This window comes from Nonomuraea sp. NPDC050556 (assembly GCF_044457355.1).
In the GTDB taxonomy this organism is placed as follows: domain Bacteria; phylum Actinomycetota; class Actinomycetes; order Streptosporangiales; family Streptosporangiaceae; genus Nonomuraea.
The window spans coordinates 1,187,715-1,208,999 of sequence record NZ_JBITGU010000002.1 but is presented as its reverse complement, the minus strand read 5'-3'; the positions used below and the strand labels follow the sequence as shown (position 1 = coordinate 1,208,999).

Here is a 21,285-nt window from a genome sequence, read left to right as displayed (position 1 = left end):
GACACCTGCCGCCGCGTTGGCGGGAGGTGGTACGGCGACGCCTGAAATCAGGCGATCGCGGGGTGTCGGTCGTCGAGCTGGCGATCCTCATGCCGGTCGTGCTGATCGTCATCCTGCTGATCGTCCAGTTCACGCTGATCTTTCACGGCAGGCAGGTGGCCGACGCCGCGGCCAGGGAGGGCGCGCGCGTGGCACGCGCGGCGGGCGTCGGTGACGGTTCGGGAGACTGGCAGGGCGCCGCGACGAAGCGCGCCCAGGACATCGTCAAGTCCGTCGGGCCCAAGATGCTGGACAAGGTCTCCGTGCAGGCCTGGGAGAACGGCAGCCAGCGCGGCGTGACCGTGCAGGGCGACGCCGTCGCGGCCGTCCCCCTGCTGCCCGGAATGACGTTCAGGATCACCTCGAAGTTCGGTGGTCCGATCGAGTGCTTCCGCCCCGACGACGGCTCCGGAGGGTGTGGATGAACCGCGAACGCGGCTCCATGGCCGTGGAGACCGTCCTCCTCGCGCCGGTGCTCCTGATCTTCATCCTCTTCCTGGTCGGTGCGGCCGTCATGGTCGAGTCGCAGGGCGAGGTGAACGGCGCGGCCCGGGACGCGGCGCGCGCCGCCTCCGTGATGCGCGATCTGGGCGCGGCGGAGCGGGCGGCGGGCGAGGTGGCCAGGTCGTCACTGAGCGGGGCGTGCAAGTCGCCCGCCGTGAACATGGCGGGCACCAACTGGACCCAGGGCGGCCAGGTGCGCGTGCAGGTCACCTGCCAGCTCGACCTCGGCGCCGTCGCCGGGTTCGGGTTCTCGGCGAGCAAGGAGATGACCGCCTCGGCGGTCGCGCCGCTCGAGCAGTTCAGGAGGATCGGGTGAACGAGCGCGAGAGGGGGAGCACCGCCGTCTTCGTGGTGCTGTTCTCCGTCGCCATGTTCGCGCTGGCCGGGCTGCTCGTGGACGGCGGAGCCGCGATGAACGCGCGGCTGCGCGCCGCCGACATCGCCGAGCAGGGCGCCAGGGCGGGCGCTGACACCATCGACGAGGACGAGCTGCGCTCGTCCGGAAAAATCGTGATCAGGAATGAAGGGGAAGCCTGCGGCAGGGCCGGGCGGATCGTCTCGGCGCACGCGGAGGCGGCGGCCGTGATGAACAGCTGCCAGGTGAGCGGCGGCAACCAGGTGACCGTCTCCATCCAGATCAAGTGGGACGCGTTCCTGCTGACCGTTCTGGGGATCAAGGGCGGCACCATGTCGGCCACCATTACCGCCGGACCGCAGACAGGCGTGGGGTAAGAGGAAATGTCTAGACAACCCGTGCGTGTGGAGTCGCGGACCTTCGGCGACATCCTGCTCGGCATCCTGTCCGTCATCGCGCTTCTCGGGCTCGCGGGCGGCGTGCCGTACGCCTTGATCAGGTTCTACGGCAACCCGCTGCCGACCAGCTTCTCCCTCGAAGCGCTGACCAGGCAGGTCGGCTTCAGCACGGTCATGGACATGCTGGTGATCCTCGTCTGGCTGGCGTGGGGGCAGCTCGTCGTGTGCATCTTCGTCGAGCTCTGGTCCGGCGTGCGCCGGGTCGGGGTGCCGTCGCAGGTGCCGTTCGCGCGCGGGCCGCAGGCGCTCGCCCACCGCCTGGTCACCGCCGCGCTCCTGCTGTTCACCGCGGCCGCCGTGGTCGCGCCGATCGCCACCGCGGTGTCCAGCGCCGCAGGTCCCGCCTCGTCCGCCTCGCAGATGGCGAGCGCCGAGCAGGCGCAGGCCGGGGCGCACGACGAGGTCGAGCAGCTGACCACGGTGAAGAAGGTCAAGAAGGTCTACAGCGTGCAACCGCCCGAGGGGCGGCACCACGAGTCGCTGTGGGAGATCGCCGAGAAGTGCCTCGGCGAGGGGCGGCGCTACAAGGAGATCTACGAGCTCAACAAGCACAAGGTCCAGCCGGACGGCACCAAGCTGCACATCGCCAGCCTGATCAGGCCGGGCTGGGTGCTCGAGATGCCGGACGACGCGCGCAACGTGCACATCGTCGACGCCGACCAGAGCCGCAAGGAGACGCTGGACCAGCACCCGGACAAGCCGGCCGAGCTCGGCGGCAAGCAGGCGCACGTCCAGGCCGACATGGAGAGCATGCCGTCCATGGTCGAATCGCAGGTCGATCCCGAACAGACGATGAATGTTCGCGAGTACGTCCAGCCTCAGTCGCAGGTCCAGGCCGCGCAGGACGAGGGCTGGGACCTGTCGGCGCTGCCCGACTACGTCGCCGCCGCCTCGCTGGCCGCCGCCGGGCTGCTCGCCGCGCTCGGCAGGCGCCGTCGCGAGCAGCTGTGGAACCGGGCGTTCGGCCGCCGGGTGCCGCTGCCCTCCGGGCCTGGCGCGCTGGCCGAGAAGGCCATGCTGCTCGGCGCGGACGTCCAGGGCACCAGGCTGCTCGACCTGGGGCTGCGCCACCTCAACAAGGAGCTCGGACAGCAGGGCCGTACCCCGCCGACCGTCTACGGCGCCTTCCTCGCCAGTACCCACCTCGACCTGTGGATCCACCCCGGCGACAAGGAGGCGCCCGCGCCCTGGACCGCCGTCGACGGCGGCCAGGTCTGGCGGCTCGACGCGACCGAGGGGCTGCGGATGTCGGAGCACGCGGTCTCCGGCGTGCTCGCCCCCTACCCGGGGCTGGTGTCCATCGGCGCCAACGACGGCGGCCGCGTCCTGGTCGACCTGGAGGCGGCGCACGGCATCGTCAACCTGCGCGGCCCGGCGCCCTACACGACCGCCGCGCTCGCGGCCGTCGCGGTGGAGCTGGCGACCAACCGCTGGTCCGACCACATGAACCTGGTCCTGGTCGGGTTCGGCGCCGAGCTGGCGCTGATCGCGCCGGAGCGGATCAAGGTGGCGGGCAGCCTGGCCGAGGCGCTGCCCGCGCTGGAGGCCCGTACGGCCGAGGTCCAGCAGGCGCTGGCCGCCGTCGGGGCGGACTCCGTCCTCACCGGCCGGGCCAGGGGCTCGTACGGCGAGGCCTGGATGCCCACCTACCTGCTGTCGGCCGTCGCGCCCACCCCGGAGGAGGGGCAGCGACTGGCCGAGCTCGCCAAGACCGGCGCGCGCCTGGCCTCCGGCTACCTGATCGCCGGCGAGGCCACACCGGGCGCGGTCTGGCAGTGGGAGGTCGACGCGCACGGCCAGGCGGCGCTGCCCGCGCTCGGCTTCAACGTCAAGGCGCAGCTGCTGCCCGACGACCAGTACCGGCAGGTCATCGACCTGTTCAGGACCGCCTCCAGCCACGACGGGCTGCCGCTCAACGACCCGGAGCCCTCCGGTCCCGCCGCGCACCAGCTGCACGCCGGGTTCCGCCCGCTGGTGGACATCCGGGTGCTCGGCGCGGTCGAGGTGCTCGCGCCGCACCCGCTGGAGCAGGACCGCCTGGCCCAGTGCCAGGAGCTCGTCGCCTACGTCGCCACCCACCCCGGCGGCGTGCACCCTCGGGTGCTGGCCGGCGCGCTGTGGCCGCGCGGCGTGGAGGAGTCGGTGCGCGACGCCGTCATCGACCGGGCCATGGACTGGCTCGGCGACGACAGCAACGGGCGCCCCAACCTCTACCTCGACCTCGAAGGCCGCCTCCACCTGGGGCCCGAGGTGCGGGTCGACTGGGAGATCTTCAAGGAGCTGGGACGGCTCGCGCGGCACGACCGGGTCAACGAGATGGCCATGCTCGACCACGCGCTCAACCTCGTCAGAGGTCCGCTGCTGGCCGACCGGCCGCAGGGGCGGTACCTGTGGCTGGCAGGCGACCAGGCGGAGTCGGAGGTCATGGCCAGGGTGTCCGACGCGGCGCACCGGCTGTGGGAGCTGCGCTTCGGCGCGGGCGACGCTGAGGGCGCGATCACCGCGGTCCTGGCGGGGCTGCGGGTCTCCGAGGGCGACGAGGCGCTGTGGCGCGACCTGCTGCGGGCGGCGCACGCCACAGGGGACATGAACACACTGCAGTTCTGGGTGTCGACGCTGCGTCAGCGGGCGGCCAACGCCCAGTACTGGGGGCGGCTGGTGCCGGAGACCGAGGCGCTCATCGAGGAACTGCTGCCGTCGGCCGTACCCGCGCAGGCCGTGTGATGAAGCGGGGGATGGTCGTCGTCCTGGCCGCGGGGCTCACCGCGGCCTGCTCGGCGCCGGAACACGGTTTCACAGCCACAGCCACAGCTGCATCGCCTGTCCCGGTGGTGTCTGCCGCTGTTTCCCCTTCTGTTAAGCCTTCACCGGTAAAACTCCCTGGTGGGCTGAAGGTGAACTTCCCCGGCTACACCGGGGACGGCGCGGACGGGGTGCGGGCGTTCGGCGAGTTCTGGCGCGCCTTCTGGGCGACCGACGCGTCCTACCGTTCCTACCTCGACCTCACCGACCCCTACGGCGACACCAAGGACTTCGTCACCTCGGTCGGCACCTGGACGGCCGTCGGCGCCAAACCCGCCGGGACCGTCAAGGCCGACAAACTCACCTTGCTTTCCGCGACCCCCACCCGTGTCGCGTTCGTCGTCTGCGCGGACGAGACGCGCCTGCGTGCGAACGGCAGGACCGGGTGGGGATCGCACTACAAGATGCGGATCGTGATGTCCCTCACCGACGGATGGCGCGTTTCGCGATTCCAGAGCCTGCCCGCGAAGGAGTGCGGAAGATGAAGCGGCTGTTCGCGGTCATGGTCGTGCTGGTGAGCGTTTTAGGCGCGCTCGCCGTACCGGCTCAGGCCGACGGTGACGGGAAGAACTACTACGTCGAGAACCTGGTGCGGCTGCAGGGGCCCGGCTATCACAAGGGCGGCGGGCACGTGAACGTCCCGCCGGGGTTCGACCCGCCCAAGTGCTGGTACCAGCCTGAGTACAACTACGAGGAGATGAAGGACTTCATCGAGCGGGTGTGGTTCGCGATGCACCACGACCCGGACGGGCAGAAGGAGGCCGGGCCGTGGAAGGAGAAGGCTCTGGCCGAGATCGCGCCGCACTCGGGGGAGTCCGGCAAGATCTTCTGGTTCCTGACCAGCGACGGGACCGACGCCGGGTGGGACTGCATGATGGCGACCGACCCGTTCTGGAAGTACGTCGGTCCCACGCCGCCGCGTGTTGGCGGAGACAAGATCATTGACCCGATCGACCTGGCGCGGATCGCGCGGGCCAACCTGACGCTGCCTGACCCGGTGATCACGATCAACCCTCCCGGTGGGACGTCGTATGTGGGGCTTGAGACGTGGGTGGGGGTTCCTGCGCACGAGCCGCTCTACGTCGAGGCGTTCGTGGAGGGGTTCCCGCAGATCTCGGCGCGCATCGACGCTGTGCCTACGCGGGTGGAGATCACCACCAACGGGCCTGGTCAGGTGCAGGACGGTAAGGCTGACTGTCCGGTTTATCAGAAGGGGGCCTCGCTGGCTTCCGGGTGCTGGATCAAGTTCAGCAAGTCGTCGCTGGGGGCGCGGTACACGATCACGGTGACGCAGCACTGGGAGGTGACCACGAACGTGGGCATCGGCCTGCCGCCGGGTGAGGTCTCCTCTACGGCGACTGTGCGTGTTGACGAGATCCAGTCAACGGTTCGCAAGTAGGCTGTGATTTCCGTTAATAGGGGGATTTTTGATGCGATGGTGGCCGGTGGTGGGTGTGGTGCTCATGCTCACCGCCTGTGCCCCTTCAGCGTCCTCCGGCTTCGATGCCGCTCCTTCGGGCGCCTCGCCGTTGGGTGCTTCGCCTTCGGGGTCTCCTGATCTTTCTCCGCGTCCTTCCTCGGCGGCTCCCAGCCCTGCTTCCACCCGCTTCGCCTTCCCCTCCGACTTCAAGGTCATCTATCCGGCCTACAAGGGGGACGGCGAAGCCGCCGTACGCGCCTTCGGGGACTTCTGGCGCGCCTGGTGGTATGCGATCACCGCCCAGGGGAGCGACCGCCGCTACCAGGCATTCCTGCCTGAGATCGAACCACTCAGCGGCCTGGCCGTCTTCCCCCAGACCGTCGCCAGCTGGCGTGGCGAGGGGGTACGGCCGACCGGCGTGCTCCGCGCCCGCCTCCTGAAGGCCCACTCGACCACCAACGGCGTGAACCTCGTCCTGTGCGCCGACGAGTCTCGCGTCGGCACCAAGTCCATCAGTTCCGGCGCCGAGCGATGGACGTTCGGCCAGCGCGCCACCTCCCGATACCAGATGCGGATCCTGATGCGGCAGCCCGACGGGGGCGGCTGGCAGGTGGCCGCGTACATGACCGACGCCACGGTCCAGGAGTGCCGATGACCAAGCGCCTGCTCGCCCTGCTGACGACGCTCGTCGTCGCCCTCTGTACGGCCTTACCCGCCTCCGCCGATCCCACGGGAGGTGGGGACGGCAAGCAGTACTACATCGAGACCCAGGTGCGGCTGCACGGCAGCGGGTACTCGCCCAGCGGCAAGGTCAACCTGCCACCCGACTTCGACCCACCCAAGTGCTGGTACGAGCCCCGGTTCACACCTGGCGAGCTGGAGGCGTTCGTCAAGATGATCGCCGACCTGGTCGGCATCATCATGCCCGGGCTGGCCAAGGTCTGGCTGGAAGCCTGGATGAAGGAGATAGAGCCCCACAAGGGCGAATCCGGCAAGGTCTTCTGGGCGCTGACCCACGACAAGACCCCCGAGGGCGAAGCCTGCTTCCAGGCGACGAACCCCTTCATCAAGTACGTGGGTCCGACGCCTCCCATTGCCGCCAACGACCAGCTCATCGACCCCTGGGACCTGGCCAGGATCGCCCGCGCCAACCTCACCCTGCCCGACCCGGTGATCCGCATCAACCCCCCAGGCGGCCGCTCGTACGTGGGCCTGGAAACCTGGGTAGGCACCCAGAGAGTCCGCCCGGTGAGGGTAACCGCCGAGGTACCAGGCTTCCCGGCTCTGTCCGCCACGATCACCGCCCGGCCCAGCCGAGTAACCATCACCACCAACGGCCCAGGGCAGGTCCAGGACGGCAAGGCCCAGTGCCCGGTTTACCGTAAGGGGGCATCGCTAGGATCGGGCTGTTGGGTCCGTTTCAGCAAGTCCTCGCTGGGCTCCCGCTACACCATCACCGTCACGCAGCATTGGACGGTGACCAGCAACGTAGGCATCGCCCTGCCGCCAGGCGAGGTGTCCTCCAGCGCCACCCTCCAGGTAGACGAAATCCAATCCACCGTCCGCAAATAACCCCCCAACGCCGCCCCCCATGGGCACACCCCCACCGCCGCGCCACCGCCGCGCCACCGCCGCGCCGCGCCACCGCGCCCTGCCGCGCCGCCCCCTTGGGCACACCCGCGGGGAAGACCCCTTGGGCGCACCCCTACGGGCGCACCCCCTCAGGCGCACCCCCACGAATGGGACCCATGGGGGAGGTCTCGCGAGGGAGAGGCCCTGGGGCGCCCTCACTCGGGTCCACTCTCGCGAGGGTGGGCGCCCCTTCCGTGATCCCCACACCCTTCGTCTGCGAGGGGGCGGCGAATACTCGCTGTCTTTGCGCGAGGGCCCAGTGGCACAGTGGTGGGCATGGACTACGTTCCTCACTTCCAGCGAGAGGTCCAAGCGTTCACAACGGTGATCCGTACGGTGGCCCAGAGCGGTGAAGCCCCGATGGTCCCCTCCTGCCCCGAGTGGTCGATGGCCGATCTGGCCCTGCACCTGGGCATGGTCCACCGCTACGTGACCCACGTCATCCGCGAACGCTCCTCCACCGCACCGGAGCACGACGACCCGTCCATCTACAACCCGCCAGCCGACCGCACCGGCTGGCCAATCCCAGGCCAGACACCCCACCGAGGCCCACTGCCGACAGCGCTCGTCGACTACTGCGTCGAGGGCGCCGCCACGCTCACCAGCGTGTTCGCCACCACCGACCCATCAGAGAAGGTCTGGACCTGGTCCCCGGAGCAGACCGTCGGCTTCTGGCTCCGCATGCAGACCATCGAGGCCGCCATCCACCGATGGGATGCCGAGAACACCATCACACCCCCAACCCCCATCCACCCGGAACTGGCCGCCGACGCCGTCACGCAGACCTTCGAAGTGATGGCCCCAGCCAGACGCATCTGGACCCAGGCCCCACCTGGGGACGGCGAGCGGTACATCTTCCGCCAAACCGACGGCCCCTCCACCTGGACCGTCACGTTCGACGGCCCCGACGTGCACATGTCCGTCAGCTCGGGTGTGGACCGGCCTGCTTCACCCGGAGGGGCGGAGGTGGCGTTGGCAGGCACTGCGTCGGACCTGATGCTGGTCCTGTGGCACAGACTCCCAGCGGAACAGCTTGAGGTGAGTGGCGACAAGGCGCTGGTCGAGCGCTATTTCGTCCTCGTCCCTCCCGTATAGCCAGTCGGACGGCAAGGCGTGCGGACATGAGGTCCGCTGCGGCACCCCATCGAGAGGGTGCGGGCCCCCGCTCTGCGGAGGCGTTCGGGGGAGAGGCGTGCCATGGAGTACGGGTGCGCTATGGGTGGGGTGCGTGAGCGGGCGGGAGGATGTCGTGAGGTGGGGCGCGGGCTGAGGGTTGCGGGGCGGGGCTGGAGGTCGTGGGTTGGGGTTACGGGGTGGGGAGGGCGGATTGGATGGGGGTTAGGGCGCCCATGGTTACCAGGAGGCCGCGTCCCGGGGGGCCGCCCACTGCGCCGCGCGGGAGCCGTACCGTGAACAGGTCGCCGTCGGCTGGGCTTTGCACCGACAGCAACAGGCCGGTGCGGGACTTGCGGGTCTCTGCTACGAACCCGCGGTACGCCGTGGCGAGGTCGCCTGTGGCTCCGGCGAGGATGAGGCCGTGTTCGCCGTCCCTGCCGGTTCTGAGGATGTCGTCGAGCACCAGGCCCAGGGGGGCGTCGGGGTTGATCAGCTCGGCGTCGTCGACGATCACGACGTAGCGCTCCCTGTCGGCGATGAGGTCTTGGAGGCCGGTGCCGTTGCCGTCCAGTACGGCCAGGGCTCCTTCCAGGTCGCGTAGCGGGCTGCGGCGGGGGACGACGGCGATGACCGGCGTGCCGTACGCGATCAGGGATCTTGCGGCGGTGAGCAGGACGGAGGAACGGCCGGAGCGGGTGGGTCCGGCTATGACCGCGCCTGGGCCCTGGGTGAGCAGGTCGATCCCGAGCGGCGCCAGCGAATCGCCGCCCGCGCCCAGTAGGGCCCATAGGGGGGACGGGTTGGTGAACCCTGGGGTCAGGTCCAGGGCTTGACGTGCGGTTATGCGCATGGGGAGGGCGTCTACGCGGAGGGGTGGCTCGCCGTCCCACAACCACCGCCGTCGTCCATTCGGCTCTGTGCCTGCGTCCGGCTGATCGCCGATGGTTGCTGCCGCACTGTGGGCGGTCTGGAGGTCTTCGATGGCGGTGAAGGGTGTGCTGGGTTCGGTGCTGGTGGGCATCGCGGGGTCGGGCTGGGCTGTCGGGGTTTGGGAGCCTGCGCGCCTCGTGGGGTTGGGCTGGGTTGGCGGGGTTTGGGAGCGTGCGGGCGTCGTGGGGTTGGGCTGGGTTGGCGGGGTTGGGGAGCCCGTGGGTGTCGCGGGAGTGTGGGGGTTTGTGGGGGTCCAGGCTTGGCGGGCCAGGGACTGGAGGGTGGCTACCTGGGCGGGGCCGGAGGGGTCGGCGGCCAGGAGGGCGATCTGGCTTTCGGTTATGCCGTGTTCGCCCAGGGTGAGGGCTCGGCCCTGGGGGATCGTTGTGGGGAGGTCCTTGATGGGGAAGCCCGCAAGACCGTAGTCGGCTGGGTCGGCGAGGCGGAGGAGCAGGCGGTCGTCGAAGACCGTGGACACCTGGCCGAGCAATGCGGAACGGTCGCCGGTCACCACTGCGCGCAGCCCTACGGCGGCACCTTCGCGGAGGAGTTGGAGCAGGGCTTCTGTCAGCCTGCCGTAGTCGTAGCCCTCGAACGCGGCGACGTAGCCCTCCCAGCGGTCGAGCATCAGGACCAGCCAGGGCAGGCGGTGTCCGGCTCGGCGGTACTCGGCCAGTGACGCGTGGCCGGCTTCGGCGAGGAGTTGCTGGCGGCGGCCGATCTCGGCGCGGAGTCTGGCGAGGAGGCGTTCTACGCGGTCGAGCTGGTCGCGGGTGACTACGGCGCCGCAGTGGGGGAGGGCGACGAGGGGGAGCAGGGCGCCTGAGCCGCAGTCGATGGCGTGGATGTGGACGTCGGCTGGGGAGGTGTGTGCGGCGATCGCGCCTGCGAGGGTGCGGAGGGCTGTCGACCTGCCGCTGCGGCCGGCGCCGGCGATGAGGAGGTGGCCGCCGTGTTCGAGGTCCAGGGTCAGGGGGCGGCGGTCCTGGGCCCAGGGGAGGTCGGTCACGCCGAACTGCAGCGGCTCCACTTCTGGCCAGTGATCGTCGGGGGTTGGGGGGCCTTCTGCGCGGGTGAGGCGGACGGGCAGGCCTTGGGGGTGTGTGTTGAGGCCTGGGGACGCATCTGCCGCTTCGGTGGGGTTGGTGGCCGTCGTCGCGCCCGTCGCGCCCGTCGCGCCCGTCGCGCCCGTCGGGTCCGTCGCGTCCATCGCGTCCATCGCGTCCAGAGGGGATGGGGCCTCTTGGGGTCGGGTGGGGAAGGGGACGACGATGTGGGTGGGGAGGGGGTCCAGCCAGGGGCTGGGCTGGGTGGGGGTGTTGGACAGGTGGGCTGCCTCTATGAGGGCGTTCGTGAGGGTCGTCAGGTCGGTCACTACGGAGTCGTCGGTGGTCTCCTGGGGTGGGGGGAGGGGCTTGCCTAGGGTGCGCCAGTTGAGGTCGATGACTCTTACCGGGCGGGCTAGGTGGGTTGTGCCGCTTCTGCCGCCGATTCTGGCTGTCTGTACGGCTTGCGCGGTGCCTGAGCCTGACTTCACGTAGCAGCGGCCTGGGGTGGACTTGGAGATGTGGGCGGCGTCTGGGAGGTCGATGACGTCTGTGGATTCTGCTGGTTCGGTCACTCTCAGGGCGATGCGCAGGGAGGTGTTGGCCTGGATGTCGGCGGTGACGACTCCGGCTGGGCGTTGGGTGGCGAGGATGAGGTGGATGCCCAGGGAGCGTCCTCTGCGGGCGATGTCGACCAGGCCGCTGACAAAGTCGGGGAGCTCGGCTACGAGGGCCGCGAACTCGTCGATGATCAGCACCAGGCGGGGGAGTGGCTCTCGGGCCGGCGTGGGTTGGTCGGGTGGTTGGGAGAACGCTGCGCGGGTCGTGGGTTTGTCGAAGAGACGGCTCGCCGGGGTGTTGCGGAAGGCGGCGACCCAGGCGCCTGTGCGGGGCGAAGGCTCGTCCAACGGCCGTGCCGGGGAGGCGTCGAACGCGGAGGCTGGAGAGGCGTTGGGCCGAGGCTGAGATGAGTCCTGCGCGTGAGTAGGGGAGGTGCCGGGCCGGGGCTGGGACGGCGCCTGCGGGTCGGACGGGGTGCCGGGTCGGGGCTGGGACGGGGTCTGTGGGTCGGACGGGGTGCCGGGTCGGGGCTCGGACGGGGTCTGCGAGTGAGGCGGGGTGTCGGGCCGAGGCGGGGTCTGCGGGTAGGGCGGGGTGGCGGTGGACGGGCTGGGTGAGGGGGTGTTTGAGGGGGAGGAATCCGTGGGGTTGGTGGAGGGCTTGGGGCGGAATGGGGTGAGGGTTTGCGGTGGGCGGGGGTGGGCTGTTGGAAGCCTTGAGGGGGTGGTGGAGAGGAGGCTTTGGTAGTCGTCTATGTCTTTTGCGTCGGCGTTCAGGAGGAGGCGTTCTCGGCGTTTGATCTCGGCGGCCAAGGAGTCCAGGGCTCGGCGGGTCAGATAGGCGTCCAGGTCGCTGACCATGCCGACCGTGTGCGGGAGCCGTACGCACTCCTTGAAGGCCGCTCCTCCCTTGTAGTCGATCAGGACGAAGGTCAGCTGGTCGGGGCGGTTGGCTACGGCCAGGGAGCAGATCAGGGACTGGAGGAGCTCTGACTTGCCTGCGCCTGTGGTGCCTGCGATCAGGGCGTGAGGGCCGTCCAGGGTGAGGTCTATCGTGAACGGGCCCTCTGGGCCTATGCCGATCAGAGCCTTGGTTGAGCCTTGGGGGGTCCAGCGGGAGGCCAGTTCTGCGGGGGTCGGGGTGGGGAGGCGCAGGAGGTCCAGGAGGCGGGCTGCTTCTGGGAGTTGGCCTGCTGGGTCGTCTCGGCTCACGTCGCGGATCGGGGACAGGGCTCTGGACAGGCGGTCGCACCATGACTCGGACACCTGGTCGGCCAGGATCGGGCCCAGGGCGTCCAGGCCGCCGCCGCGCAGCCGTACCAGGCCGTCCGGGGCGCAGGTGGCGACGGTTGCGCACTCCTCGGGGAGGAGGCGCTGGTCGTCGTCGATGGCCAGGGTGTAGACGCCGGCTCGGGGGCCCTGGCGGAGGACCTGGGGCATGCCTGGGAGTCCGCGCAGTACCTGGGCGCCGTCGAGGATGACCAGGACGTCGTACGGGCGCTCGTCGTAGGTGGCGAAAGCCTGTTCCTTCGGGGTTTCCGGTCCGCCTAGGTCGTCCCAGCCTGTGGGGGTTTTGCCAAAGTCCGGGATGGTGGTGTTGAGGCGTTCGTCGATGAGGGTGGCGAGTTCGCCCACTCTGCGGGCGGCGCCTTCCGGGTCGGCGCCGATGAGGGAGACGCAGTCCTCGCCGCTGTGCGGGGTGCAGTGCGGGAGCCAGCGCACCCAGCCCCAGCGTTCGTGGCCGTCGGCGTGGGCGGACAGGACCACGACGGCGAGGTCGCGCGGGCTGTGCAGCGTGGCTGCCTGGCCGATCAGCCAGTTGGCCAGGGCGGTGGCGGTGCCGCGCGGGCCGGTCACGCCGGCGACGCCGAGGCGGCGCATGGGCAGGGCGACGGGTACGGCGTGGCAGAGCGGGGGGTCCACGGGGTCGCCGTGCTCTTCGGTGATCTCGAGGTTGGCCGGGAGGTCGGACAGGCCCACGCGCAGCCTGAGGGCGTCGGGGTCGTGGATCCTGCGTTCCCACAGGCGTCGGCGGGGGCCGGTGGCGGTGAGCAGGAGCTCTGCCGGGTCCGGGGCGTCGGATCTGCGGGTGAGCTCGTCCTGGTGCCTGGCTTCTTCGAGGGCCTCGTTGAAGTCGGTGATGTCGATCTTGAACTGTTTGAGGGCTTGGCGGTGTTGCTTGCGGCCGTGGCGGCGGTCGCTCAACCACTGGCCGATCATGATGAGCGGGGTCATGAAGGCGATCAGCAGGTAGTACCACTGGTCGAGCACCAGGGCCAGGGTGACGCCCAGGACGGCTGGGAGGAGGGCGGCCAGGAGTTGGAGGCGGATGCCGTCGGATCTGCGTGGTTCCTGGGGGCGTTCCAGGTGGCGTTCCGGCTCGGGGCGGCGGAGTCTGGGGGGTCGGTTGTAGGCGACGCCGCCTTCTGGGCGGGGGGCCAGGTGGGCGTCGGGTGGCTCGATGGCGGTGAGGGAGAGGAGGGAGGAGCCGCAGGTCAGGAGGGCGTGTTCCGGCCAGTCCGCCGGGTCGGTGAGGGGGTGGTCGGCCAGGAGCGGTTGGTGGGCGACGGTGCCGGTGCGGGGGGTGGGGGCAAGATCCTCTGGGGCGCGTCGCCTGGGGTCGCGTCCTGATGGGTCGCGGGAGTCGGGGGCTTGGCGCTTGGGGTCGCGTGCTGACGGCTTGTGTCCCGATGGGTCGTCGGGGTCGCGCCGTCTGGGGTCGCTTGCCGGTGTGGTGCGGGGCGACGGGTCGTGCGGGTCGGGGGTGCGTCGCCCTGGGGATGGGTGGGTGGAGGCCTGGTTGATCGGGGTGGGGTGGGAGGCTCGTTCGGCGCGTTCTACCAGGTCGGCTACGTCTTCTGCGTAGCGGCCCTTGAGTTTGAGCCTTGGGGCGGGGGGTGCGTGGCGGACGGGTTCGATGGTTATGGCTTCTGGGGTTATGCGGAGGATTGCGGCTTCGGGGGGCAGTGTGGGGTCGGGTACGGCTATCGCGCAGGTGGTGTCGGAGCCGATGACGTGGACGCCCAGGCCCAGTCGGTGTACGGAGCCTGCGCCTGGGCCGCCTACTACGCGGATCTCGGCTACGCCGCCTGGTTCGTCGATGACGGTTCTGCGGGCGAGGTCGGGGGTCAGGGCTACTCGGTCGCCGTCGTGGAGGACTGCTCTTGCTGGGGCTCTTGGGTCCAGGGTTTTGCCGTTGCGCCACAGGGTGGGGCCGTCGTCGTGGCTCAGGCGGTCGTCGCGGTCTGGGGGACGGGGGGTGGGGGTTGTCGTGGAGGGGGTGGACATGCCGTAGGGGGCGCGGGTGCGGGTCAGGCGGACGACCTTGGCCAGGGGTTCGTCGGTGCTGGTCAGGGTTTCTGCGACCTGGGCCACTGTGGTGTGGGGGTCGCCTTCCACGATGACGTCACGATCGCCGCGCTCGTCGAGCACGGTGAGCATGATCCGCATATGCCGTCTCCTCGGGGTTCGGCGGGGGAGTGGGGGTGCTCGCTGGTGGGGTGGAGGTCGGGTGAAGGGCGGGAGATGGGGGCGGTCGGGTGAGAGCGGGGGTAGTGGGGTGGGCGGAGTGAGGCGGAGGGGCGGGGTTGGGGCCGAAGGCAGGGCCGGGTTGGGCTGAGGTTGGCGTTGGGGCGGAAGGCGGCGGTCGGGTTGGGCGGGAGGCGGTGCGTTGGGGCTGAAGGCGGGGGCTAGGGCTGAGGTCGGGGGTGGGGGCGGGTGGAAGGCGGTGCGTTGGGGCTGATGGCGGGGGCTGGGGTTGGGGTTGGGGTTGGGGCTGAGATCGGGGTTGGGGTTGGAGGCTGATGGCGGGGGTGGGGTGGGTGGGGTGGGTGGTTGGGGTAGGGGTGGGTGGGTGGGTGGGGGTGGGGGTGGGCGTAGGTCGGCGTCAACGTAGCGCCATCGAGGAGGTTAGGCGTCCGGGTTGACGGCACGGGTATGGAATCCGCCAGGTGTGGATAACGCACGGTGATGACCCAAGGCCTGTGGACAACGCTCAGGGTTGTGGAAAACGGGAGGAGATTTTGCCCGACAACCCGGCAAATCCTGTGGATAACCTGTGGAGAACCCCTGCCCAAGGCCTCAGGGTCAGTGGTCTGACGTGCGGCGGGTGCGCTCTCGCAGCTCCCCGGCCTTCTCCTCAAGGAGCCCTGCGTACGCGTTCATTTCGGACGTGACCTCAGCCAGGTTCGTAGCCGCCCGATGCAGCCCGCCCGTCACCCGCCCCACCAACGGCGACTCAGCCGCAGAGCGGCGCAGCCGTACCCCCAAACGGGCGAAGAAGGGGCGAAATCGCTCCCCGCGCAGCCGGGCCATGCCGCAAGGATGTCACAGTTTGAATGAGTTCAGGAAGACACGACAGAGAATAAAGTGATAAATGTGATTCAAGTGACAGATATCACGGAATAGCGATACCCGGCAACTCAAACAAAACAATGGGTTTAGTTCAATTCTTGTTGACAGTGTCCCACCTGCGAAACGAGCATGGGTCCTCGCATTTGAGCCCCGTCCCCCCAATCGGGTGCACATAATGGCGTGAATTCCGTAATTCACAAATATGGGAGCCCCCCACCCATGAGGACCAGTGAAAAGCCCGCCGTTAACGCGACGGGACCGAGCGGCGCGCTCTCCGGTCCTGCAGCGCGCAAGCTCCCCGTCCCCCCGCGCGAGCGGAAACCCGCGCTCGCGGCGCTGGCCGTCCTCCTCATCCTCGGCGGCGCCCTGGCCACCACGCTGCTCGTCATGCGCAGCGGCGACCGCATCTCCGCCATCAGGGTCACCCAGCAGATCGGCAACGGCCAGCAGATCACCCCGCAGGCCCTCGAAGAGGTGCAGATCGCCGATACCGGCATCGCCTACGTCCCGTGGAAGAGCAGGTTCGAGGTGATCCAGACGTTCGCCGCCGTCACGATCGTCCCAGGAACCCTCCTGACCAGCGAGATGACCGTCAAGGCCAGCGAGGAGCTAGGCCCAGGCAAGGCGAAGGTCGGGCTCGCCCTCAAACCAGGCCAGGTGCCCGCAGGTCTCCACGAAGGCGACAGGGTGCAGATCGTGCACGTCCCCGGGCGTACCCAGACCCAGGCCAGGGTCCTCGCGCAGAGCGCGCTCGTGCACAGCGTCGGCGAACCAGGACGTACCGGCCTCGCCGGGCTGGTCACCGTGATCGTCGACTCGTCCGTCTCCCCCGAGATCCTCGGGTACGCGTCAGCGGGCGAGATCGCGATCGCCGAACTGCCGGGAGCGCGCTGAGGTGGCGCTGATAGTTCTGGCCGCCGACAAGGGCGCGCCGGGCGTCACGACGGCGGCGACGGCCCTGGCAGCGGTGTGGCCGCGCCCCGTGCTGCTCGCCGAGTGCGACCCGGCGGGCGGCGACCTCGCCTACCGGCTGCCCGCAGCCGACGGCGGCGTGATCAACCCCGGCCGCGGCCTGCTCACGCTCGGCGCAACGGCCAGGCGCGGCCTGGAGCCCGCCCAGCTGCACGAGCACACCCAGAAGATCGTCGGCGGGCTGGACATCCTTGCGGGCGTCACCCACGGGGAGCAGGCCGCCGGGCTGACCTGGATGTGGGGCCCGCTGGGCCGCGCCTTCGCCGCCGTGCCGAACGCCGACGTGCTCGCCGACTGCGGAAGGATGGGCGCCCACCCCGAGCTCGGCGACCTGATCGCCGAGGCCGCGCACACCGTGTTCATCACGAGGGCGAGCCTCGACCACGTCGCCCACCTGCGCGAACGGCTCGCCATCAGCAAGGCGGACGCCGTCGTGGTGATCGCAGACCCACGCCAGTACAAGTCCTCGATCGACGACGTGCGCAGGATCGTCGGCCAGCACGTGGCCCACGTGCACGGCCTCGCCTACGACCCCAAGGGCGCCGAGCTCCTGCGCGGCCAGTGGGGCGGCAGGCTCGACAGATCCCTCCTGATCCGTACGGCACGCGAACTCGCCGGGCGGCTGTCGGCCCAGGTCAGGGGGGCGCGATGATCGACCACACGCTCGTCAAGCGGTTCCGCCAGGAGGTGGGCGACCGCCTGGCCCACCAGCGCCGCCTCGACCAGTCCAACGCCATCCCGCCCATGTCGGGCGAGGACGAGCGCCAGTTCGCCAGAGCCCTCATCTCCCAGGTCCTGGAGGAGCACGCGCGCAACGAGATCGGGCTGGGCCGTACCCCTCCCACGATCGAGGAGGAGGAGGGCCTGGCGGCCGGAATCCATGCGGCGCTGTTCGGCGTGGGCCGCCTCCAGCCGCTGCTCGACGACGAGGACGTCGAGAACATCGACATCAACGGCTGCGACCGCGTCTTCGTCAGCTACTCCGACGGCCAGGAGATCATGCGCGAGCCGGTCGCCGAGTCCGACGAGGAGCTCATCGAGCTGATCCAGATCCTCGCCGCCTATTCCGGGCTGTCCAGCAGGCCGTTCGACACCGCCAACCCCCAGCTCGATCTGAGGCTCCCCGACGGCTCCAGGCTGAGCGCCGTGATGGACGTGACCCTCAGGCCGGCGGTTTCCATCCGTAGAGCCCGCATGGGCAAGGTGTTCCTTTCCGATCTAGTAGGCAACGGCACGATAAATCCGGAGATCGAGGCGTTTCTTACTGCAGCAGTGAGAGCGCGCAAGAACATCATGATCGCCGGTTCCACCAATGCCGGTAAAACGACCCTGCTCAGAGCGCTCGCCAACGAGATCCCCCCGGCGGAACGCCTCATCACCGTGGAAAGAGCGCTCGAACTCGGCCTCGACCAGTTTCCCGAACTCCACCCCAACGTCGTCGCCTTCGAACAACGCCTCCCCAACTCCGAGGGCCAGGGCGAGATCACCATGGCCGAGCTCGTACGGCGGAGCCTGCGCATGAACCCGAGCCGCGTCATCGTCGGCGAGGTCCTGGGCGACGAGATCGTCACCATGCTCAACGCCATGACCCAGGGCAACGACGGCTCCCTGTCGACCATCCACGCCAACAGCAGCATGGAGGTCTTCAACCGCATCTCCACCTACGCCCTGCAGGCCAGCGAGCGCCTTCCCATCGAGGCCACGCACATGCTCATCGCCGGCGCCATCGACTTCGTCGTCTTCATCGAGAAGCGCAACGACTACAGCAGGGGCGGCACCCTGCGCCGCTACGTCTCCAGCATCCGCGAGGTCAACGGCGTCGACGGCCGCGTCCTGTCCAGCGAGGTGTTCGCGCCAGGCCCGACCGGCGCAGCCGTACCCCATGCCCCCGTCCAAGCCGAGCTGGAGGGCTGGTGATGATCACTCTCGACCCGCTGACGATCCTGTCGGGCGCCGCAGCCGGCGGCGGCCTGTTCCTGCTCATCCTGGCCGTGTACGGCCTGCGCCCCCGACCCGACAAGCCCACCAATGGGCGACAAATCCTGAAAGCGCTCTCGACCAGGGCGGCGATCGCCGGAGGCAGCGCCGCGCTGATCCTCGTGGTCACCGGATGGCCGGTCATGGCGGCCGGAGCCGTCCTGCTGGTGTTCGCCTGGCGGGGAATGTCCGGCGGCGCCAAGGAGGAACGCGCGGCCATGCACCGCCTGGAAGGCCTCGCCGCCTGGACGGAGTCGCTGAGGGACACCATCGCCGGCGCCGCCGGCCTGGAGCAGGCGATCCCCAGCTCGATCAGGGCCGCGGCCCCCGAGCTCCGCCCCCACCTCAGAGCCATGGTCGACCGGCTGCACACCAGGATGGCGCTGCAGGACGCGCTCAGGCTGTTCGCCGACGAGCTCGACGACCCGTCCGCCGACCTGGTGATCGCCGCGCTCATCCTCAACTCCAAGCTGCGCGGCCCCGGCCTGCGCGACGTGCTCGGCGCGCTCGCCGTCTCCGCCCGCGAGGAGCTCGACATGCGCCGCCGCGTCGAGGCGGAACGTCGCTCCACCCGGCGCAGCGTGCAGATCGTCGTGGTCACCGCGCTGGTGTTCGCCGGGCTCCTGATCGTCTTCAACCCGTCCTACGTCGCCGAGTACGGCTCGCTGCTCGGCCAGGCCGTCCTGCTGGTCGTGGCCGGGCTGTTCGGCGCCGGGTTCGCCTGGATGCGCCGCCTGGCCAGGTTCGACAAGCCGACCCGGCTGCTGATGGGAGGCGGTCATGGTTGAGGGCGTCCTGAGCGGGGGAGCCCTCGGGCTCGGCCTGTTCCTGCTGCTGAGAGCGCTCTTCCCGGCCCGTCCCGGCCTGGTCGCGCGCCTGCTCGCGCTCGACGCCGTCCGCGAGGACGCCGGAGCGCCGCGCCTGCAACTCGTCCTCCCCGACGAGGACGTCAGCCCCTTCAGGCGTGGCCTCGGCGTACGGCTGGCCCGTGTCTACGGCGCACGCGGCTGGGAGGCGAGGAGCATCAAGGCCGACCTCACCCTGGTCGGCCGCTCCTTCGAGGGGTTCCTCGCCACCAAGGTGCTGCTGGCCGTCGCCGGGCTGCTGGCGTTCCCCGTGCTGCTCGGCTGGCTGGTGCTCATGGAGTGGGGAACCTCGCTGGCCATCCCGTTCTGGGCGGCGGTCGTCGTCTCGTTCGTCTTCTTCCTGCTGCCCGACCTGCAGATCCGCCGGGATGCTGCCGCCAAACGCCGAGATTTCAGGCATGTGGTGGGGGCCTTCCTCGACCTGGTCTCCATGAACCTCGCCGGTGGCCGCGGCGTGCCTGAAGCGCTCATGATGGCCGTCTCGGTCAGCGGCGAGCAGCCCAACTGGGCCATGTCCCGCATCAGGGAGGCGCTCAACGGCGCCCGCATCGTCGGCATCACCCCGTGGCAGGCGCTCGGCCAGCTCGGCGAGGAGATCAACGTCGACGAGCTGCGCGACCTGTCGGCCGCGCTCGGCCTGGTCGCCGACGACGGCGCCAAGGTGCGCGCCTCCCTCACCGCCCGCGCGGCCACGCTGCGCCGCCGCGAGCTGGCCGAGATCGAGGGGCGCGCGGGCGAACGTTCGCAGTCGATGCTCGTCGCCCAGCTCCTGCTCTGCGCCGGTTTCGTGATCTTTCTCAGTTTTCCCGCCGCTATGAAGATGTTGGGGTCGTGATGAACCACCCGTGGATCGTCTACCTGGTGGCGTGCCTGTCGGTACGCATCCACCGCGCACGCACCGCGCCGACCAGAGGCGCCTCAGCCGTCGAATGGGTGATCATCACCGCGATCATCGCGGGTGTCGCCCTGGGCCTGGCCACGCTCATCAAGACGCTGGTCGAGCAGAAACAGGGCGACATCCAGAACAGCTTCGGCGGGGGCGGCGGCAAGGAGTGACGCGGAAGGACCGGGGCGCGACCGTCATCGAGCTGGCTCTGCTCATGCCGGTCATCCTGGCGACCGTGCTGCTCATCGTGCAGATGGCGCTGTGGTTCCACGGCCGCCAGGTGGCCGACGCGGCCGCGCGCGAGGCGGCGCGGGTCGCCAGGGCGGCGCCGTACGACTCCTCTGGCTGGGAGACGGACGCGGAGAACAAGGCCATGGACATCGTGCGCGCCATCGGGCCGAAGCTGCTGTCCAACCCCGACGTCAAGGCGACGGAAGAGGGCGTCAACGAGCGGTTCGTGACGGTGACCGGCAGCGCGGTCCAGGTGATCCCGCTGCTGCCCGAGCTCACCTTCACGATCACCTCCCGCTTCGGCGGGCCCGTCGAGTGTTTCCGCCCGGACGACGGGAGCGGCGCGTGCGGATGAGCGAGCGCGGGTCGATGGCGGTGGAGACGGTGATGCTCGCGCCGGTCTTCCTGCTGTTCCTCATGTTCCTCGTGGGTGCGGGACGGCTGGTCGAGGCGCAGGGCGAGGCGAACGGCGCGGCCCGCGACGCCGCCAGGGCCGCCTCCGTGCAACGCACGTTCGCCGACGCGCAGGCGGCGGCTGAGGGCCAGATGGCCGACCAGTGCACGGTCTCCCTCGCCGGATCCAGCTGGAAGGAGGGCGGCCAGGTCAACGCCGAGGTGACCTGCCAGCTCGACCTGTCCTTCCTCGGGTTCGACGCGACCAAGCAGCTCACCGGCACGTCCGTCGTCCCCCTGGAGCAGTTCAGGAGGGTGGAATGAGCGCGGAACGCGGGTCCATGTCGGTCTTCACCGTCCTGTTCTCCGTGGTCGTCTTCCTGCTGGCCGGGCTGCTCGTGGACGGCGGAGCCGCCATCAACGCCCGCCTGCGCGCGGCCGACGTCGCCGAGCAGGCCGCCAGAGCCGGGGCCGACCGCATCGACGTCGAACATCTCAGAGCCACGGGTACGGCACGCCTGCTCGGCGAGGGTGAGGTCTGCGATCGCGCGGCCGAGATGGTCAAAGGCGACGGCGTGACCATGGGCGCGTGCACGGTCGGCGGCGCGCAGGCCGAGGTGACGGTCGCGGTGCGGGTGAAGTGGACCGCCTTCTTCCTGGGCGCGCTCGGCTTCCCCGGCTCCGAGATGGAGGGGGAGGCGACGGCGGCGCCGGACGCGCGGTGATCCAGACCGAAAACGACCAC

19 protein-coding genes are annotated in these 21,285 nt (G+C 69.9%); 18 read left to right on the top strand and 1 reads right to left on the bottom strand.

Going from position 1 to position 21,285, the window contains the following annotated elements:
- Nucleotides 1–62: 62 nt before the first annotated feature.
- The 9 genes from ACIBG8_RS23705 to ACIBG8_RS23665 all read left to right on the top strand — a co-directional run bounded on the left by ACIBG8_RS23705 (nucleotide 63) and on the right by ACIBG8_RS23665 (nucleotide 8,305).
- Nucleotides 63–464 (top strand): TadE family protein, encoded by a 402-nt coding sequence (locus ACIBG8_RS23705; protein WP_397345085.1) that lies wholly within the window; start codon nucleotides 63–65, stop codon nucleotides 462–464.
- A complete protein-coding gene (locus ACIBG8_RS23700) occupies nucleotides 461–859 on the top strand; it encodes a TadE/TadG family type IV pilus assembly protein (protein WP_397345084.1) in 399 nt (132 codons plus the stop codon). The genes ACIBG8_RS23705 and ACIBG8_RS23700 overlap by 4 nt, the downstream gene beginning before the upstream one ends.
- Nucleotides 856–1,275 carry a TadE/TadG family type IV pilus assembly protein gene (locus ACIBG8_RS23695; protein WP_397345083.1) on the top strand — a complete coding sequence of 140 codons (420 nt, stop codon included), beginning with the start codon at nucleotides 856–858 and terminating at the stop codon, nucleotides 1,273–1,275. The genes ACIBG8_RS23700 and ACIBG8_RS23695 overlap by 4 nt, the downstream gene beginning before the upstream one ends.
- Before the next feature lie 6 nt (nucleotides 1,276–1,281).
- On the top strand, nucleotides 1,282–4,080 hold the full coding sequence (locus tag ACIBG8_RS23690) for a BTAD domain-containing putative transcriptional regulator (RefSeq protein ID WP_397345082.1): 2,799 nt from the start codon (nucleotides 1,282–1,284) through the stop codon (nucleotides 4,078–4,080).
- Between the two features lie 170 nt (nucleotides 4,081–4,250).
- The gene (locus ACIBG8_RS23685) at nucleotides 4,251–4,643 is read left to right on the top strand and encodes a hypothetical protein (RefSeq protein WP_397345081.1); all 393 of its coding nucleotides are present in this window, start codon (nucleotides 4,251–4,253) and stop codon (nucleotides 4,641–4,643) included.
- Nucleotides 4,640–5,557 carry a hypothetical protein gene (locus ACIBG8_RS23680; RefSeq protein WP_397345080.1) on the top strand — a complete coding sequence of 306 codons (918 nt, stop codon included), beginning with the start codon at nucleotides 4,640–4,642 and terminating at the stop codon, nucleotides 5,555–5,557. The genes ACIBG8_RS23685 and ACIBG8_RS23680 overlap by 4 nt, the downstream gene beginning before the upstream one ends.
- Nucleotides 5,558–5,588: 31 nt before the next feature.
- The gene (locus ACIBG8_RS23675; protein ID WP_397345079.1) at nucleotides 5,589–6,233 is read left to right on the top strand and encodes a hypothetical protein; all 645 of its coding nucleotides are present in this window, start codon (nucleotides 5,589–5,591) and stop codon (nucleotides 6,231–6,233) included.
- Nucleotides 6,230–7,150 carry a hypothetical protein gene (locus ACIBG8_RS23670; protein ID WP_397345078.1) on the top strand — a complete coding sequence of 307 codons (921 nt, stop codon included), beginning with the start codon at nucleotides 6,230–6,232 and terminating at the stop codon, nucleotides 7,148–7,150. The genes ACIBG8_RS23675 and ACIBG8_RS23670 overlap by 4 nt, the downstream gene beginning before the upstream one ends.
- Before the next feature lie 336 nt (nucleotides 7,151–7,486).
- A complete protein-coding gene (locus ACIBG8_RS23665) occupies nucleotides 7,487–8,305 on the top strand; it encodes a maleylpyruvate isomerase family mycothiol-dependent enzyme (RefSeq protein WP_397345077.1) in 819 nt (272 codons plus the stop codon).
- A gap of 211 nt (nucleotides 8,306–8,516) precedes the next feature.
- Here the strand turns inward: ACIBG8_RS23665 and ACIBG8_RS23660 are convergent, their stop codons facing one another.
- Nucleotides 8,517–14,312, bottom strand: coding sequence for an FtsK/SpoIIIE domain-containing protein (locus ACIBG8_RS23660; protein WP_397345076.1), 5,796 nt, complete (start codon nucleotides 14,310–14,312; stop codon nucleotides 8,517–8,519).
- Between the two features lie 1,122 nt (nucleotides 14,313–15,434).
- Here ACIBG8_RS23660 and ACIBG8_RS23655 point away from each other — a divergent pair.
- The 9 genes from ACIBG8_RS23655 to ACIBG8_RS23615 are packed head-to-tail and all read left to right on the top strand — an operon-like array spanning nucleotide 15,435 to nucleotide 21,265.
- Complete coding sequence (locus ACIBG8_RS23655; protein ID WP_397345075.1) at nucleotides 15,435–16,109, top strand: hypothetical protein; 675 nt, start codon at nucleotides 15,435–15,437, stop codon at nucleotides 16,107–16,109.
- A gap of 1 nt (nucleotide 16,110) precedes the next feature.
- A complete protein-coding gene (locus tag ACIBG8_RS23650; protein ID WP_397345074.1) occupies nucleotides 16,111–16,839 on the top strand; it encodes a hypothetical protein in 729 nt (242 codons plus the stop codon).
- Nucleotides 16,836–18,104 carry a CpaF family protein gene (locus ACIBG8_RS23645; RefSeq protein ID WP_397345073.1) on the top strand — a complete coding sequence of 423 codons (1,269 nt, stop codon included), beginning with the start codon at nucleotides 16,836–16,838 and terminating at the stop codon, nucleotides 18,102–18,104. Before ACIBG8_RS23650 ends, ACIBG8_RS23645 begins: the two co-directional genes overlap by 4 nt.
- Nucleotides 18,104–18,952, top strand: a complete 849-nt coding sequence (locus ACIBG8_RS23640) for a type II secretion system F family protein (protein WP_397346169.1) — start codon at nucleotides 18,104–18,106, stop codon at nucleotides 18,950–18,952. Before ACIBG8_RS23645 ends, ACIBG8_RS23640 begins: the two co-directional genes overlap by 1 nt.
- Nucleotides 18,945–19,865 (top strand): type II secretion system F family protein, encoded by a 921-nt coding sequence (locus ACIBG8_RS23635; protein ID WP_397345072.1) that lies wholly within the window; start codon nucleotides 18,945–18,947, stop codon nucleotides 19,863–19,865. The genes ACIBG8_RS23640 and ACIBG8_RS23635 overlap by 8 nt, the downstream gene beginning before the upstream one ends.
- Entirely contained in the window at nucleotides 19,865–20,086 is a 222-nt protein-coding gene (locus ACIBG8_RS23630) for a Flp family type IVb pilin (protein WP_397346168.1), read from the top strand. Before ACIBG8_RS23635 ends, ACIBG8_RS23630 begins: the two co-directional genes overlap by 1 nt.
- A complete protein-coding gene (locus tag ACIBG8_RS23625; protein ID WP_397345071.1) occupies nucleotides 20,083–20,502 on the top strand; it encodes a TadE family protein in 420 nt (139 codons plus the stop codon). Before ACIBG8_RS23630 ends, ACIBG8_RS23625 begins: the two co-directional genes overlap by 4 nt.
- On the top strand, nucleotides 20,499–20,864 hold the full coding sequence (locus ACIBG8_RS23620; RefSeq protein ID WP_397346167.1) for a TadE family protein: 366 nt from the start codon (nucleotides 20,499–20,501) through the stop codon (nucleotides 20,862–20,864). The genes ACIBG8_RS23625 and ACIBG8_RS23620 overlap by 4 nt, the downstream gene beginning before the upstream one ends.
- Complete coding sequence (locus tag ACIBG8_RS23615; RefSeq protein ID WP_397345070.1) at nucleotides 20,861–21,265, top strand: flp pilus-assembly TadE/G-like family protein; 405 nt, start codon at nucleotides 20,861–20,863, stop codon at nucleotides 21,263–21,265. Before ACIBG8_RS23620 ends, ACIBG8_RS23615 begins: the two co-directional genes overlap by 4 nt.
- Nucleotides 21,266–21,285: the final 20 nt, after the last annotated feature.

What these genes read in the sequence shown, in the direction of transcription:
- ACIBG8_RS23690 (WP_397345082.1), top strand. Translation starts at nt 1,282, where the DNA reads ATGTCTAGACAACCCGTGCGTGTGGAGTCGCGGACCTTCGGCGACATC.
- ACIBG8_RS23620 (WP_397346167.1), top strand. Translation starts at nt 20,499, where the DNA reads ATGAGCGAGCGCGGGTCGATGGCGGTGGAGACGGTGATGCTCGCGCCG.
- ACIBG8_RS23665 (WP_397345077.1), top strand. Translation starts at nt 7,487, where the DNA reads ATGGACTACGTTCCTCACTTCCAGCGAGAGGTCCAAGCGTTCACAACG.
- ACIBG8_RS23630 (WP_397346168.1), top strand. Translation starts at nt 19,865, where the DNA reads ATGAACCACCCGTGGATCGTCTACCTGGTGGCGTGCCTGTCGGTACGC.
- ACIBG8_RS23675 (WP_397345079.1), top strand. Translation starts at nt 5,589, where the DNA reads ATGCGATGGTGGCCGGTGGTGGGTGTGGTGCTCATGCTCACCGCCTGT.
- ACIBG8_RS23640 (WP_397346169.1), top strand. Translation starts at nt 18,104, where the DNA reads ATGATCACTCTCGACCCGCTGACGATCCTGTCGGGCGCCGCAGCCGGC.
- ACIBG8_RS23635 (WP_397345072.1), top strand. Translation starts at nt 18,945, where the DNA reads ATGGTTGAGGGCGTCCTGAGCGGGGGAGCCCTCGGGCTCGGCCTGTTC.
- ACIBG8_RS23660 (WP_397345076.1), bottom strand. Translation starts at nt 14,312, where the DNA reads ATGCGGATCATGCTCACCGTGCTCGACGAGCGCGGCGATCGTGACGTC.
- ACIBG8_RS23645 (WP_397345073.1), top strand. Translation starts at nt 16,836, where the DNA reads ATGATCGACCACACGCTCGTCAAGCGGTTCCGCCAGGAGGTGGGCGAC.
- ACIBG8_RS23700 (WP_397345084.1), top strand. Translation starts at nt 461, where the DNA reads ATGAACCGCGAACGCGGCTCCATGGCCGTGGAGACCGTCCTCCTCGCG.
- ACIBG8_RS23655 (WP_397345075.1), top strand. Translation starts at nt 15,435, where the DNA reads ATGAGGACCAGTGAAAAGCCCGCCGTTAACGCGACGGGACCGAGCGGC.
- ACIBG8_RS23680 (WP_397345080.1), top strand. Translation starts at nt 4,640, where the DNA reads ATGAAGCGGCTGTTCGCGGTCATGGTCGTGCTGGTGAGCGTTTTAGGC.
- ACIBG8_RS23670 (WP_397345078.1), top strand. Translation starts at nt 6,230, where the DNA reads ATGACCAAGCGCCTGCTCGCCCTGCTGACGACGCTCGTCGTCGCCCTC.
- ACIBG8_RS23615 (WP_397345070.1), top strand. Translation starts at nt 20,861, where the DNA reads ATGAGCGCGGAACGCGGGTCCATGTCGGTCTTCACCGTCCTGTTCTCC.